The sequence below is a fragment of the Helicobacter sp. genome, from assembly GCF_014799995.1.
Lineage (GTDB): Bacteria > Campylobacterota > Campylobacteria > Campylobacterales > Helicobacteraceae > Helicobacter_D.
Window position 1 is genome coordinate 1 of sequence record NZ_JAAVGY010000048.1, and the last position, 15,748, is coordinate 15,748.

Consider the following 15,748-nt stretch of genomic DNA (forward strand, 5'->3'; position numbering starts at 1 on the left):
TAAGGCTTCTTTGTAGTCTGGATAAGATTCTAGTTTGGGAAGTTTTAAACTAGGATTCTTTGCAACCTTTGCTTCATATTCTAAAATCTCTTTTTTATGGGATTCTTTAATATAAGATAGCACATAGGGCATTCTAATATATCCTAAGAGACTTTTAGAGTTTAGAATCAAAGCTTGTCCTAGCTTATAGGCTAGATGATTGTGGATTCTGTCTTTGGCGGTAGCTTGTGTGATAATGTTTGGAGTAGGAGGGTGAATTATAACTTGCTCATTAGACTTAATTTGAAGTTGTTTTAGCTGTATGTCTAGCTCCAAAGATTCAATTTCCAAGAGTTGTTTTTGATAGGAAATCTCTTTTAGCAGTCTTTTCGTGCTTTGGTTGCTACTGATTTTTATCTTTGTTTTTTGTTCTAACGCGTGTTTCTTGGCATAAAGCTCCACAGGTGGTACATTGAGGCGGTGCATTTTGAGTGGATTATCCTTGCTGAAGTTTGTAAGTTTCCCCTCCTTGCTTAGTTCCTCTAGGGATTCTGCGGCGAGATTATAAAAATGCTCTGGAGGGAAGTGGTAGTTAAACACAAATGTTTCCCTTTTAGCCCCTTCATAAGCGTGGTATTGAGGAGAGGGGAACTTTAAATGAGGGATTTGTTTAGCAAAATCTCGTGCCATATTTATATGTACCATATTGTTTGCTTGATAGACGCAATAAAATGCTACTCCCGGCTTCTTGCAAAAAGAAAAGGGTACTAAAGAAGTCGTAGAGGTTTCACTGATAGCTATATCACACATTACACAATAACAGATTTTGGTGCGATAGTCATAACCACTTAGGGATTTTAGTGTGATTTTCTCGCCCTTTGCTCCAAGAATCGTAGCGGAATTTTGGGAATTGTCATTGCTTATCGCGTTACTTTCATTGCGGGATTCTGTATTATGGATTTGCAAGTGTGGGTCGGTTGCTTTCGCAACAGACGCTTCGCCCGTTTCGCTTCCTCGCAATGACGCAGTGGTTGGCTTATCGTTATTGCAAGAGGCGGAATCCCCAACCTCAAACACCTCTTTGGTATTTTCTACGATTTTCCAAAAAGCCTCTAAATTGTTCTTAACCTCAATCCTCTCTCCATCATAAGTCGTCATTCCATCGACATAGACTTTGATACTTGGGAAGTAGTGGCTAAGATTTTTAAGAATAAGTGGAATCCCCTCCCACTGCTCAAGCCAAATTCTCCGCTCGCCCGGGATTCCAAGCCAAAGGGTCAGACTATACATATCTTCTGCCCCCCCCCCCACATTATTTGCTAAAGATTGGGAAACAATAATGTTCTCCAATGTATTAATTTGCATTTCAAAATAAGCAAGACTACAAAGTAGGGCTGGTCTGATTCCTAATCTATCGTCTTCAACTATATTTTTAATCTCTTTTGTTTTGAAAAACATTGGAGTATTTAGCACATTGCAATCTTGCAAGTTAAGCTTGTAAAACCAATATAAATCGTCTCTAAAAAAATGATGGGGTCTTTTGATACCAAGATTGATTGCAAACTTTTTATCACAAAACTTTAAATCCTCTGCTTTTAAATTTCGTGCTATTTTTGGTATTTCTGTCAAAGTCGCCCATAAAATCCATTTGGTAAAATCTTTTATATTAAATAAATCTTTGCTTAAAAATAAATCATTTTGAGTGATGATAATCCTAGCAAACATATTTTCATTAACTAAAATCCAAGGATATTGATTATCCTTATCTATAAAAAACACAAAGCTATTGTAGCCACCCGCATTTTGTACAACTTTGTTGTTTATGCTTAAAACTGCTCTTGTTAAAACATTGGTATGAATAGGGTGATGAAGCTCTAAATACTCTTTGGCAAATATTTCTTGGAAAGTCAAGTGTAATTTTTGATTATTTGCGTCCCTTTCAAAAGAGCATTGATGAAGCAAAGCTATTTCGCAATCGTATTCTTCATACGGATAAGCTTTGCAAGTAGATAAGTCTAACCCTTTGATTCCAAAGCTTCTATGGGGATATTTGAGCTTAGATAGGAAATTTTCAATGCTATTTAGCATCATAATGCCTCCCTTTGCTCTTGTGTGGCAATCAAGCCTTTCAAGTCTTGCATAGTAATTTCCTCTTTGTCAAATCTATCTAGTTTGTCTTGAGTATCGACAGAATGATTAAAAGAAGCTAAAGAGTCTCTAACAATAAAATCATAATTGTCATCACCTTTTCCTAGTCTCAAAGCAATACATAAAGATTTGTTAGTAAGAGGCATAGTATTTAAACGGAAAAATAGAGGTGTATTTTGGACTTCATTACTTAATTTTAGTTTTTGATACCAATATAGGGTATCTTGGAAATAATGGGCAGGTCTTTCGCAAGCCATATCAATAGAATAAGATGCATCTTGAAAACAAAGATTATCCAAATTTAAAGATTTAGCCATTTCTTGACAATCTTTGCAAATTCTCCACCTGTACCAAATGTCGTGTTGGCTGTCGCTTGAATAGCGTTCATTGATAAAGAAGTATTCTAAAGTAATAATAGCACTTGCAAAATCATAGGCATTTAGAATCACAAAAGGATATTGATAATTTCTATCAACAAATAATATGGCATTTCTTAATGAAGTATAATTTGGTTTATAGGTAAAAATGGCTCTTGTTTTAACTTCATTATAAGTGGGATGGTGGATTTCAAAAAAAGGTTGATCATATATGTTTTTCCACATAGCCAATAGTTGAGGATTTAAATTGTCTTGCACAGAAGCGCATTTTTGTGTAAATGCTATTTCACAATTATATTGTTCGTAGGGATATAGTTTTATATCTTTCTGATTCAATGTTGCCAGTCTTGTAATAAAATTCTGTATTTTGCTCATCTTTCATTTCCTTTACAAAATATAAAATGTTGTCGGGGGGGGGGGTAGAATCTATTATTTGCTTTAGAGATTTAAACTTTTGGCTTTCAGCAAATATCGCATTGACTTTACAAAAAATATAGGAAATCTTTAGATATTCTTTAGATTTGATGAGCTCCTCTAAGATTACGCAAGTTTCAAAGTCAAGCTCCAAAATCAAAAGATAAAGATTGGAAAACTTTTGTAGCACTTCACTGATGCTTAAACTCTTTGCTTCATAAGTATTATCCGAAGCGTAATAAATGCTTGGGTGGATTCCATTTCCTCTGTTGTCTCTTGCTTGGATTTGGACTTGTTCTACATTGGAGAGTGCATTGGGATAAAAAATCACATTATTGGATTCTTGGTATTTTTCCTTATAAAATTTAAAAATAGCTGGGTTGGGTTCAAAGTAATGAATCTGTGCTTTACATTCTATAAGCAAATCAAGCCATTTTTTGTCTTTGGTATAACTCATTACAAGCTTCCCTCCCTCTAGCATTTGAATAAAAATATCTTGAAATTCAACTGATATTCCCAAACTCTGTAACTTTGTAAAAAAATCACTAGAATGATTTCCAATATCTTTGCTCCAAATCTGCCAATTTAAATGACTTACCTCATTGATTAGTCTATTCATAGAGTTTAAAAGAATAGAATCTTTCTTCTGCTTATAAGGTTTAAAGTTAATTAAGTTAAAGGCTGCGCCAAAGGGTAACCATAAATATCCACCAAAATATCTCATTTTATGGGCTTTAAGTATGCAATCTCCCAATTTATAGCTTAAATGTCGCCTTGTTTTTAGCTCTTTGGAATTATTGACGAGCTTTCTGAAATTTGGCAAATTAAGCTGGTATTTTGTTACATTTGCTTGATAAGCTTTTTGTGCTTCTTTAGCGTTGTGAATCATTTTGCGCAGTGTATTTGGTAGGCTCACAATTCTTTTAGGATTTTTCAATAGATTTAAGCTAACGCTTCCAAGCTTATAAATAAGTTCGTCTTTGAGAAAACCATCTGCAAAGAGATGAAAGTTTAAATCCTCAAGATATTTTTGTAACTTTTGAAATTCTGGAATTAGATTTAATGGGTCTTGGGAAAAATAGAGGATTTTATGAGCATAAAACGTATAGGTTGGCATAAGATATTTACTAATAATATGCTTTACGCGTTCATCTTGTGAGTTTTGTAGAAATGTATCAATACTTAAAGCAGTTTGCATAAAGGAGCTTGCTTTATGGTATGCTCTTTTAGAATAATTATCCTTAAAGGCTTCTGTATTTTTTGCAAAAAACCCTGCGACTTTGGTTTGCAAATTATTATCATAATTCATTGTAGAGTTAGCCCTGATTCTATAATGATAAAGTTTTTTTGGATAAACATAGATATGATTGCTTTGGGCAAAAAGTAAAATCCCAAACATATCATCTTCTTGAATAATGCCATTGAGGAATCTTAGTTTTGTATTAGTAAGGAAGTGAAAATTAATCATACCTTGCCAAGCGTAATAAAACCAGTATAGTTTTCTTTCAAAGAGTCTTATTGCCCAATCTTTTTTTGAAAGAATAACTTCTTGTGTATAACTAAAATGATAAAGATTAGACTTCCAATCAGATTTTTTCACTCCATCAAGGAAAGTTTTTGCATCAAACCATAGTATATCTATGTCTCGCATTCTTGGAACGCATTGTTCTACACAATCAAGCTCTATATAATCATCACTATCTACGAATTGCAAATAGTCAATGGTTGGAATCTCTAGCAAACTTTTAAGGCTATAAATAGCGTGGATTTGGTAGGGATTTTCCCCGATGATTTTGTAGGAATGTAAAGTTGCCTCCTCTTCGTCATTGCGAGCTTTATTTTCGGAATGGCAATCTGCAACCTTGCAACGATAAAAGATTTCTCCACTTAAAAACTCTATCCCTACATTTCTAGCACTTGCTTGTCCGCCATTTTCTTTATCTATAATTATGATTCTGCTGTCTTTTTGTGCATATTCTTTGGCAATTCTCAAGCTAGAATCTGTGCTGCCGTCATTGATTAAAAGAATCTCTAAGCTTTTATAAGTCTGATGAATGATGCTTTCTAGGCATTGCCTTAGATATTTTTCTACATTATAGATTGGGACAATGATGCCGACTTTTTTAGTTTGGGACATTTTTAGCCTTTTTTCCTTAGATAGATACTGCCACCTCCAAAAAGCCCATAGTCTTTTATCTTGGAACGATTGCAGAGAAAGCTACCCCAAAAGAGTATTTCAAAGTCTTTGTTATACTGCAAAAAGGCTCTTAAAATATAAGCCTCGTTGTAGGCTCTCCTTTGCTCTAGCGTCCAAACCTTTGGATATTCAAAAGGATATATAATATCGTGAAAATGCACAATCACTCCCTTTTTCAAACTTGGCAGTATCTCAAATAATTCCCGATTGACATCGCCAAAGGGACGACAAAGATGAGAGGAATCAATAAACAACATATCGCCCCCCCCCCCTTCTAATTTGGAGAAAATCTCCAAAGATACATTTTGCACATCTTGTTCAATGATTTTTAAATTATCCTTTGCTCTAAGGAGTGATTTTAATCTTTGGGCGCGTGGTTCTATGCAAAGCAAATTCATAGAATGATTTAAAATTTCATTGGTATCCAGCATTAAGCTAGTGCTAAACCCAGAGCCTATCTCAATTACATTTTTAGGCTTAAAGTGCATAAGGATTGCATATAAATATCTTGCGTCATCGCGCCCAAACCAAATATTATCGCCAAAATCATAAAAACGATAATTTTCGTTTTTTTCTTTGTCTGCCATAGGGCATTCTTCAGCGTAAGTTTTGAGATTTTCATAGAGGCTAAGTTGTGCTTGCTCATTTAAATCTATGCCTTGCAACTTGTCGTCAAAGCCCTTATTGTATCCCGCTTCAAGCTCTGCTTCGCTAGGATAGGGGCTTTCGTAATGTCCTATTGGCACAACTTTGTTGAATGGTCGTAGGTTTTCATAAGCTTGTTTGCATTCAAGATATTGTTGTGGTAGATTTTCATATTTTTCTTTGTAGGTGAAATACTGCTCTCTATCTCTTAGTAGGCGATAAACTTTGCGTATTCTAGTATATAAACTCATTTATTTTTTCCTCTTATAATCTTTATAAATACTTGGAATCTTAAAAGGAAAGGTGAAAGGATTTTTCAGCATTGCAGAACCTAAACGATAGCTTAAATGCTCTTTTGTTTTTAAAGATTCTTCATAATCTGAAAAATCTTGCAATCTTAAGGGCTTTAATTCTGGCTTGAGAGACACAAAAACCTTCAAAACTTTTTGCTCAAAACGATGACTAGCAATAATTGCATAAAGAGTAAAAGGCAGTTTTAAGGCTTTTGAAATACTTGAAGCCTGAATAAGGCAGTTTCCAAGCTTATAAGAAAGTTGGTTTTTTACTCTCTCTACCGCCCCTTTCGGCTTAGATGCTATGCTTTGATAATATTCTTTTGGGTCTTTTAGGATTCGCTCTAGCTTGGCTCTTTGAAATTCATCAAAATAGCTCCAATCTAGCTCGCCTTTGGCTTCAAGTTCTAAAAACTCACTTTGGATTCTTTGGAGAAAAGGGAATTGATTACTATCTACAATGCGCCCTAAAATCCAATTATATCCACCAAATCTCAAATAACTTAGAAGAGGAGTTAGACTTCCAAAATTAGGATTTTTATCAAGTTTTTCTCGGATAAAATCATATTCTTTGCTTAGGTTTAAGGCTTTTTGCAGGGAAATATGATTCACTGATGAATTTTCATTATCTTGCCTATAACAATAAAACGCCTCATCAACAAAAAACATTTTTGGCGCAAGCAAATGGGTAAAAAACCAAAATCCTGTGTCTTGATAAGCTGCACCTAAACTTTCGTGATGATAAATTTGATTTTCTTTTAGAAAGGAAAGCTTGAAAATCCCACTTGGATTCATAATACCTGTTTGAGTAAAAACTCTCAAATCTTTCGCATTTAAAACTTTTCCATAGAGACATTTAGTCCAATTCAGCAAACGCGTATGTGTAAATACCCTTTCTCCATTTTTATCTATAAACTCTAACATATTTCCTTTGACTACTTCTGCATTTCTTTCTTTTGCAATTCTATAAAGTTCTGCATACATATTAGGCTTGATATAATCATCACTTTCTACGATTCCTAAATATTCTCCTTTTGCAGCTTTGATTCCTAGATTCATTTGGTAGCCATAGGATTTTTTATCTGAAACAATAACTTTTAGCCTTTTGTCTTTAGATTCTAGCTCTTTTAAATATTCCAAAGTCCCATCAGTAGAGTTGGCATCTACGCACAAAATCTCAATGTCTTTTAGACTCTGGTTACATACGCTCTCAAGGCATTCTTGTATGTAAGTGATGGAGTTTAAAGAGGGAATCACAATGGAGACTTTAGGATTCATTGTGCAACCTTTGTTGTATGTGTTTGGCTATCATTATGACGCAGTGGTTGGCTTGTCGTCATTGCGAGAGATTCACTAGAATCTCGTGGCAATCTATAATCTTTTATCTCGCCTAAAGATTCTATTGTAGAATCTTTCAAGTATGCTTGGATTTGGATTGCTTCGCTATGCTCGCAATGACAATTATAAAATCTCACGCAAGCTCCCTTTTAACAAGTTCTAAAGCACTCTTAATTACATCTTGCATATCATAGTAACGATATTCGCCAAGCCTCCCACCAAAGATTAAAGACTTTTCATTTTTGGCTAGATTTTTATACTTTTCATAAAGAGCCTGATTTTTTTCATCATTAATTGGATAATAAGGCTCTTTGTCTTTGTTCCAAGTTTGGGGGTATTCTTTGGAGATAATCGTTTTTTCTTGTGTGCCAAACTCAAAGTGTTTATGCTCAATAATCCTCGTATAAGGAGTTTCCTCATCGGTGTAATTAACGACGGCTACGCCTTGATAATTCTCGCTTTCTAAAACCTCTTCTTCAAATTTCAAGCTCCTATACTCAAGCTCTCCAAATCTGTATTCAAAATAGCTATCGATAGTCCCTGTAAAGAGAATCTTTTTAGCCTTTGTTTGTAATTCCTCTCTATGCTTTAAAAAATCTGTCCCAAGCCACACTTCGCAATTTTTTAATAATTTTTCAAAGATAAGAGTATAGCCACCCTTTGGGATTCCTTGGTAGGGATCGTTGAAGTAATTGTTATCATAAGTAAATCGCACAGGAATCCTACGAATGATAGACTTTGGCAAATCCTTGCAATCTCTGCCCCATTGCTTTTGAGTATAACCTTTGATGAATTTTTGATAAACATCAACCCCTACGAGCGAAATGGCTTGTTCCTCTAGGTTTTGTGGTTCGCCCTTTAGAGATTTTAAGGCAGAATTTTTTTGTGATTCTATAATCTCTTGTGCTTCTTGTGGAGTAGAAATTCCCCAAAGCTTAGAAAAGGTGTTCATATTAAAAGGGAGATTGTAGATTTCGCCTTTGTAGTTAGCAATAGGAGAGTTGATGAAGTGATTAAAGGTGCAGAATTGCTGCATATACTCCCAAATTTGCTTAGAATCTGTGCGAAAAATATGTGCCCCATAGGTATGGATATTAATATTCTCTTGGCTTTTAGTATAGCAGTTTCCGCCAATGTGATTGCGCTTTTCTACAACCAAGCATTTTCTACCCCTCTTGCTTGCTTCATAGGCAAAAATACTTCCAAACAAACCGCTGCCAACGATACAATAATCAAACACTCTAACGCCTTATAAATATTTTCTATTGAAAATGGGATTTTTCAAACTTTTATTATTGCGGGATTATATACAAAAAAAAAAAAAATAAGCTTAATCAAGAAGCTGGATTGTTTTGTAGTTTTTTCTTTATGTTTTGCTTTATCTTTGCGAGTTAATGCTTATCTCTATGTCATCGCGAACCCTTTCATAGCTGTGGCAATCCGCAGCTTTAAGTATTTTATTTCTTGTTTCATTGCAAGGATAAGAGTGCTTAAATTATGAAATCAGCCTAACTATTCTATTGAAAAATCCCATTTTCAATAGAAGCGAGGAAAATTTTGACATTATTAAATCCAAAAAAGTTGAGAAAACTACAAAACAACCCTCAAATGTTTTTCAAAGACGCTTTAGATAAGCGCATTATTCCGATTCAAAACCAACTCAAAGCTTTTAAGCCCAAGAAAAAACACGCTTTTGCAGAATATTATGTTATTTCTGCGGTTTATAATGTAGAAAAATATTTAGAGGATTATTTTAATTCTATCCTTAAACAAAGACTTGATTTCAAAAACAATATAAAAATTATTTGCGTAGATGATGGCAGCACAGATGATAGTGCAAAGATTATCAAGCAATACCAAAGCAAATACCCAAACAATATTTTTTATCTCCATAAAGAAAATGGCGGACAAGCAAGCGCAAGGAATCTTGGACTTAAATGGCTACAAGAGAAATTGGGCTATCAAGATTCCATTGCAAAGACTTCAGAGTGTGATATTGTAGATTGCCACGACAATCAAAGATTTTTTCGCAATGACAGAGAAGCAAACATTTCAGAATCTCACAAGGACGCAGGAGCAACTACTTCGTCATTGCGAGGAAGCGAAGCTGACGAAGCAATCCATAATGTTGATTACCAAAACGTCAACAATGGAATCACAACAGGCGAGATTCCAAATTATGGATTGCCACAGCCTCTTACGAGGCTTCGCAATGACGATATGGGAAGCCAGTCCAATAAGCCTATTTGGGTAACCTTTACAGACTCTGATGATTTCCTAGATAGGGATTATTTCTATGAGGTGGATAAGTTTTTGGAGGAGAATCAAGAGAAAGACATTTGTATGGTGGGGTGTAATGTAGTTTTTTATTATGAAGCAAAGAATGCTTTTAGTGATACACACCCGCTTAAAAACAAGTTCAAAGATGTAGCAACAACCAAGCGAAATAAGAATCTAAATGAATTGATTCAATTAGCGGTTATGTCAGCTTTCTTTCCTTTGGGGCGTATTGGTAGTTTGAGAATGGACGAAGATTTAAAGCCAAGTTTCGAAGATGCGAAGTTTGTCAATGAATTTTTAATGGCTAATATGGAATCTAGTAGTGCATTCTTGCGTAACGCAAAACTTTATTATCGCAAACGAAGTGATGGAAGTTCTACATTAGATAATGTGCTTGAAGCAGATAAACAACAAATCTCTAAAATGAGCTTCCTACTTCATCTTTTATTGAAGTCTCAAGCGCAGTTTAAATGCCCTCCAGTCTTTGTCCAAAATACGATTCTTTATGATTTGATGTGGCAGATTAAAGCAACGCTTAATAATTTCGATAAATTCAAATTTCATACTCAAAAAGAGCGGGAGGAGTTTTTCTCTCTTTGGGATAGGATTTATTCTCTCATAGACACGCAGAGGATTTTGGAATTTAATCTTGCGGGTTGTTGGTTTTATCACAAAGTCGGAATTTTGAATTGTTTCAAAAAGGAATATCCCCCTTTTCAAATCACTTATATTGATGTTTTTGATGCCAAGAAAGAACAAATTTGCATTTATTATTTCACCCCTAGTGATAAAGATATAGAATCTATAATAATTGATGGGAGGGAAGTCTATGCAGATTATGAAAAAATCGTGCAAAATGATTTTTTAGATAGGATATTTTGTTATGAGAAGCGATTATGGGTGCATATTCCGCGGGATTCTACGAAGTTAGAAATCTTTATTAGAGGGCAGAGAGCTAGAATCACCTTTGGGGGCAAGCAGCACCAAAGTTTGGAAATCAAACACATTAGAAATAAATTCAAGCAGCTAACAAATGTTAATGATTTATGGCTTCTAATGGATAGAGATACGGAAGCAGATGATAATGCAGAGCATTTGTATCGCTATCTCGCTAGAAATTATCCCAAACAAAATATTGTATTTGTCCTAAGGAGAGAATCCAAAGATTGGGCAAGATTACAGAAAGAGGGGTTCTCTCTTGTAGCCTTTGATACTCAAGAATTTAAAGACACCCTTAGGGCTTCTAGTAAAGTCATTTCCTCACACATTGACACATACCTAGTAAATCATCTAGGCAAGGACACTTTAAAGGGCAAAGACTTTGTATTTTTGCAACACGGAGTTACTCATAATGATATATATTCTTGGTTGAATTCGAGACAAATCAATCTTTTTATCACTGCAACAAAAAGGGAATACGATTCCATAGCGGGTGATTTCAATCATTATAAATTTGGAGATAAAGAAGTTCAATTGGTAGGTTTTGCAAGGCACGATACGCTGCTAAAAGGAGAAGTAAATTGCAAAGCCCACACAACGTCATTGCGAGGCGAAGCCGAAGCAATCCATAATCACACATACCTTAAAGATTCCATTGCAAACACAACAGGCGAGATAAAAGATTGTAGATTGCCACGAAGTCTTGCGACTTCTCGCAATGACAAAAAGCCAACCATCGGAAACGTGTCGCATAAGCAAATTTTGCTTATGCCTACTTGGAGGAAATATTTAGTTGGTGACACCATTGGAAATAGCAATGCGAGGCAATATGACCCTCTTTTTATAAAATCTTTGTATTTCCAAACTTATCTAAGTTTGTTGCAAAGTGAGACACTTAAAAATATATACGAGAAATATCAATGTAGAATTATTTTCTTTCCTCATCAAAATACATTGCCTTATTTAAGAGATTTTAGGATTCCAGATTTTATTGCTTTGGGAAATTGTGAGAGAGGTTTGCAGACACTTTTTGTGGAATCCGATTTAATGATCACAGATTATTCTAGTGTAGCCTTTGAGATGGCTTATCTTAGAAAGCCTGTTTTATATTACCAATTTGATGAGGAAGAGTTTCGTAGCAATCAATGGCAAAGTGGCTATTTTGACTATCGCAAAGACAGCTTTGGTCCAGTCGTTACCACCGAAGAAGAATTGCTTAAAGAATTGGAGATTCTACTTCAAAATAATTGCAAAGTTGGAGAACCCTACCAATCCAATATAGAAAATACCTTTGAATTTAGAGATGGGAAGTGTTGTGAGCGAATCTACAATGCGATTTTAGAGCTTGATAAGCCTTATGAGAGGAAATGGACGCTTGATTCTGTTTTAAGATTGGCTCAAAATGCCTTAAAATTGGAATGCTACAAGGAAGCAAGTGAGCGGTTTAGATTTGTATTGGAGCATTTAGGAGAGAGTGAGTTTAGTAACTCGCAAGTGGTTTTAAATGAGGAAATTATCTTTAACTATCTCTATGCTTCAAGACTTAATCAAGCTTCACAAGAGGCTTTGGAGTTTCTCAAAGCACAAGATTATGAAAACAAACTTGCATTCTCCAATAAAATAAAATTTGAAATCATTAAAAACTACATTGAAATCCTAGATGCGCAAGAAGTGATTGCAAGACTAGAGGATTTAAGAGAAGCAATCCCGCAGCAAGAGCTATTAGAGTTTGCCTATCTTAAGCTTAGAATCTATGCGTATTTGGGGGATAAGCAAAAACTTAAAGAAGTCTATAATGAGCTAAAAAATACTTACAATATTGATAAAAAAGACTTGGATTTGGATTTATTCTTATTCCAAAATGAATTAATCAAAGCTGCAAGCCTCCAAGTCGCTAGCACTTCTGCGGGGGGGGGGGGATTTCTATGAATTCCCCGACTTCCCTGATATTCAATAAATTTAGCGGGGGGGGGGGGGCATTTCCTACTTTATAAGCTGCTAATGCAAATGGGAAGAATGGTGGAGGAAAAAAGATGAATAAATTTCGGTTAGAGGATATGGTTCGAGGTTGGTTTGTCGGAAATTTTGAACCAAGTATTCTAAAAACAAATGAAGTAGAAGTAGGGATTAAAACTTATCAAAAGGGAGATTATGAAGAGAGGCATTATCATAAAATAGCCACCGAAATTACAGCAATCATCAAAGGCAAAGCGAAGATGAATGGCAAAATTTATCAAGCAGGAGATATTCTTGTTATTAAGCCTTTTGAGGATACAGATTTTGAAGCTTTAGAAGACACGCAAAATGTTGTGATTAAGATTCCTAGTGCTATGAATGATAAATATCTTGGGAAATATGGAGGTAGCGATGATTAATGTTTTAATCCCTGCAGCAGGTGCTGGAAGTCGTTTTGCTAAAGTGGGTTTTAAAAATCCCAAGCCTTTTATTGATGTTTTAGGGAAACCAATGATTGTAAGAGTGCTAGAAAATTTAAAGTATGAAAATGCAAGATATATTGTTATCTTGCAAAAGGTGCATTTGCAGTCGCAAAAAAGTATTTGTAGAGAAATTGCACAAGACTACAATGTGGAATTTGTAGAAGTGGATTCTTTGACAGAGGGGACGGCTTGTTCTGTGCTTCACGCAAGGAAGCTTATTAATAACGATACTCCTTTGGTGATTGCAAATTCAGATCAGATTATAGATATGAAATTTTCTGATTTTGTTGATGATGCACAAAAGAGGAAGCTAGATGGCTCTATTTTGTGTTTTGAAGATTATGAAAAAAGTCCTAAATGGTCTTTTGTGCGATTAGAGGGGGATTTTGTTAAAGAAGTGAGAGAAAAGGAAGTGATTTCTGAATTTGCAACGGTTGGAATTTATCTCTTTTCAAAAGGCTCTTTGTTTGTAGATTCTGCATTAGATATGATTGTGAGAAATGAGAGAGTAAATAATGAGTTTTACACTGCTCCAACTTATAATTATGCAATTAGAAATGGTGCAAAAATAGGCATTTATAATATTGAATTTTCCCAAATGCACGGAATTGGCACTCCAGAGGATTTGAAAAAATATGAGGAGAACATAAAATGAAAATTTGCTTTTTAATGCCCACTTATCCACCACATTTTAATAGAGCCATTAGTTTTTTAGAAAGCTATAATAAAAACAAGCTAAATCAACAATCGGATATTTACTTTATATTTTCAAATACGCAAGAAGAAAGTGATTTCAAGAAATTATCAAATTCAAAACATTATCGTAGCATTATTTTGCCAAGTGATTTAGCAAAGAAAGATGTCAGCATTATTGGCATTAAAAAGATTTATGCTTTGAATAAACTTTATCAAAACTATCAATACATTATCGTGCTTGATAGTGAAAGCCTAGTTATCAAAAATATTAATTTACTTAAAATGTGTGAGGAGTTTTATCGCAATAAAGTCTTATATGGCAATCAAGCACTAGCCAATACGAATGGTATTGTCAATGCTTGTTTAGAGCCCTTTACCCAATGTGAAAATTTAAAGTCTATTGATAAAGGGCTTTATCTTTGGTTTAATCAAATTTGCATTTACAAAAGCGAGTTTGTACCACATTTTTTTGAGGTTACAAACATCAATGGATTTTCTTTAAAGTATATACATTTTGAATATTATATTTATATGTTTTATTTGCTTTTGTATAGAGATTTTTACATAGAAGATATAGGGGTTGCATCCAAATGGGGGTTTTTTGAAGAAGGAATGTTTGTACCAAAGAGCAATTTTTATTTAACATTGAAGCCCTATCATTGTTGCCCAAATTTATACCCTTTTATCGACACGGCGAATATTTTTTTATTTATTCAAGTGGATAGAAATAGAACATTGGAATGGTTTAAACCCTCATTAAAGAATTATCGACCTAAATCTGCTGCCTCAAGAGTTCAACAAAGTTTATCTTATCAATTAGGGACAATAATTGAAAATCTAAAATTTTGGGAAGTGTTTATGTTGCCTACAAAATTGAGAAATGTTGTTAAAAAACATCAAGATATAAGAGACAAATATGAAGCCTATAAAATCTTAAACCCTCTTTTAAAACTTACTTTATTGCAAACTTATGAAGATTATGAAGAAGGAATAAAATGCAAAGAATCTTTAAATTACAAGATTGGTTCAGCTTTGATTAAAGCTAATTCTGCGGGGGGGGGGGGGGATTTTCTTCTTTCTGCTTAAAGTGTTGCTCTTTAAATTGGGCTATCGCAGGATTTTTGAAGTAACTTATAAAAAGAAGTAGATAGAAATTGTATAAGGATGTAGAGTGAGGAAATTGGCGGTTTTATTCTTTGGGTGTGCTAGAACTTATTTCAAGACTTATGCTAGCTTCTTTGAGTATATTATAGATACAAACGAAAAAGATGGTTGGGAAATTGATGTTTTTATTCACACTTGGGATTTGTTTGAAAAAAGCGGGTATGCTTGGCACAAAAATGAATTTCCTACACTCAATAATAAGAAATTGAAATTAAAAGACATAGAGAATATTAAAGAAGTCTATAAGCCTAAAAGAATAGTTATTGATTCATTAGGGGACAAACATGGAGCAAAATTTAGCAAAGAAAAAGTAGTTCAGCTTGTTACAGATTATGAAAATGAAAATGGAATGAAATATGATTATTATTTAAGCACGCGAATGGATATATTGTATATGTCTCCATTAAAAATTAATACTTACATTGATCTTTATGAAAATGGAAAAGTAGCTAAGTTGAAATTACTAGAGCGACACACTTTTGTCGCTTTTAATCCTTTTGTGCGCATGCCTGTCATTGATATGCGATATATTAATGAAGGAGATATTATTTATTTCTCAAACTTTTGTTTTAAAGAAATAAGACCTGAATGTTGTCCAAATAATTTTATCATCTTGATTAATTACAGGCTTTTTCAAGATTATTTTTTGCAGAGAGAGAACATTGCTTATGGCAGCAATAGAACAGATATCTTGTCAAGATTGTTGATTCAACCACAAGCCCCCCAAGAACAAATCGTAGAAGTCATCAAAGAAAAGCCCATTCCCAGCATTTATCTTGTAGCCAAAGACAGAATCCACAATCATCTAGCCTATAAGCTAGGGCAAGCATTGATTCTAAA

Annotated in this window: 10 protein-coding genes and 3 pseudogenes; 6 read left to right on the top strand and 7 right to left on the bottom strand. The window is 34.3% G+C overall.

Annotated elements, in window-relative coordinates:
- The 7 genes and pseudogenes from HDT10_RS07585 to glf all read right to left on the bottom strand — a co-directional run.
- A pseudogene (locus HDT10_RS07585) lies at window positions 1–2,070 on the bottom strand (hypothetical protein); the annotation flags it as partial.
- On the bottom strand, window positions 2,067–2,879 hold the full coding sequence (locus tag HDT10_RS07590) for a hypothetical protein (protein ID WP_290881862.1): 813 nt from the start codon (window positions 2,877–2,879) through the stop codon (window positions 2,067–2,069). The gene HDT10_RS07590 and the pseudogene HDT10_RS07585, both read right to left, overlap by 4 nt.
- Window positions 2,797–5,055, bottom strand: coding sequence for a glycosyltransferase family 2 protein (locus tag HDT10_RS07595; protein ID WP_290881864.1), 2,259 nt, complete (start codon window positions 5,053–5,055; stop codon window positions 2,797–2,799). Before HDT10_RS07595 ends, HDT10_RS07590 begins: the two co-directional genes overlap by 83 nt.
- Window positions 5,056–5,057: 2 nt before the next feature.
- Window positions 5,058–6,011, bottom strand: a complete 954-nt coding sequence (locus HDT10_RS07600; protein WP_290881867.1) for a class I SAM-dependent methyltransferase — start codon at window positions 6,009–6,011, stop codon at window positions 5,058–5,060.
- A complete protein-coding gene (locus HDT10_RS07605; RefSeq protein WP_290881868.1) occupies window positions 6,012–7,331 on the bottom strand; it encodes a glycosyltransferase family 2 protein in 1,320 nt (439 codons plus the stop codon).
- Window positions 7,328–7,528, bottom strand: a complete 201-nt coding sequence (locus HDT10_RS07610) for a hypothetical protein (RefSeq protein WP_290881871.1) — start codon at window positions 7,526–7,528, stop codon at window positions 7,328–7,330. The genes HDT10_RS07605 and HDT10_RS07610 overlap by 4 nt, the downstream gene beginning before the upstream one ends.
- Window positions 7,525–8,631 carry a UDP-galactopyranose mutase gene (gene glf / locus HDT10_RS07615; protein WP_290881872.1) on the bottom strand — a complete coding sequence of 369 codons (1,107 nt, stop codon included), beginning with the start codon at window positions 8,629–8,631 and terminating at the stop codon, window positions 7,525–7,527. Before glf ends, HDT10_RS07610 begins: the two co-directional genes overlap by 4 nt.
- A 368-nt stretch (window positions 8,632–8,999) precedes the next feature.
- On the opposite strand from glf, the pseudogene HDT10_RS07620 reads away from it, so the two are divergent.
- The 6 genes and pseudogenes from HDT10_RS07620 to HDT10_RS07645 form a co-directional block, all read left to right on the top strand.
- Window positions 9,000–9,341: pseudogene (locus tag HDT10_RS07620) on the top strand (glycosyltransferase); the annotation flags it as partial.
- A 639-nt stretch (window positions 9,342–9,980) separates the two neighbouring features.
- Window positions 9,981–12,539, top strand: coding sequence for a CDP-glycerol glycerophosphotransferase family protein (locus HDT10_RS07625; RefSeq protein WP_367159069.1), 2,559 nt, complete (start codon window positions 9,981–9,983; stop codon window positions 12,537–12,539).
- Window positions 12,540–12,643: 104 nt separating this feature from the next.
- The gene (locus HDT10_RS07630) at window positions 12,644–12,985 is read left to right on the top strand and encodes a hypothetical protein (protein ID WP_290881874.1); all 342 of its coding nucleotides are present in this window, start codon (window positions 12,644–12,646) and stop codon (window positions 12,983–12,985) included.
- The gene (locus HDT10_RS07635; RefSeq protein ID WP_290881880.1) at window positions 12,981–13,703 is read left to right on the top strand and encodes a glycosyltransferase family 2 protein; all 723 of its coding nucleotides are present in this window, start codon (window positions 12,981–12,983) and stop codon (window positions 13,701–13,703) included. The genes HDT10_RS07630 and HDT10_RS07635 overlap by 5 nt, the downstream gene beginning before the upstream one ends.
- Window positions 13,700–14,830 (top strand): hypothetical protein, encoded by a 1,131-nt coding sequence (locus HDT10_RS07640; protein ID WP_290881876.1) that lies wholly within the window; start codon window positions 13,700–13,702, stop codon window positions 14,828–14,830. Before HDT10_RS07635 ends, HDT10_RS07640 begins: the two co-directional genes overlap by 4 nt.
- A gap of 85 nt (window positions 14,831–14,915) precedes the next feature.
- A pseudogene (locus tag HDT10_RS07645) lies at window positions 14,916–15,748 on the top strand (hypothetical protein); the annotation flags it as partial.

What these genes read in the sequence shown, in the direction of transcription:
- HDT10_RS07590 (WP_290881862.1), bottom strand. Translation starts at nt 2,879, where the DNA reads ATGAGCAAAATACAGAATTTTATTACAAGACTGGCAACATTGAATCAG.
- HDT10_RS07595 (WP_290881864.1), bottom strand. Translation starts at nt 5,055, where the DNA reads ATGTCCCAAACTAAAAAAGTCGGCATCATTGTCCCAATCTATAATGTA.
- HDT10_RS07600 (WP_290881867.1), bottom strand. Translation starts at nt 6,011, where the DNA reads ATGAGTTTATATACTAGAATACGCAAAGTTTATCGCCTACTAAGAGAT.
- HDT10_RS07605 (WP_290881868.1), bottom strand. Translation starts at nt 7,331, where the DNA reads ATGAATCCTAAAGTCTCCATTGTGATTCCCTCTTTAAACTCCATCACT.
- HDT10_RS07625 (WP_367159069.1), top strand. Translation starts at nt 9,981, where the DNA reads ATGGAATCTAGTAGTGCATTCTTGCGTAACGCAAAACTTTATTATCGC.
- HDT10_RS07630 (WP_290881874.1), top strand. Translation starts at nt 12,644, where the DNA reads ATGAATAAATTTCGGTTAGAGGATATGGTTCGAGGTTGGTTTGTCGGA.
- HDT10_RS07640 (WP_290881876.1), top strand. Translation starts at nt 13,700, where the DNA reads ATGAAAATTTGCTTTTTAATGCCCACTTATCCACCACATTTTAATAGA.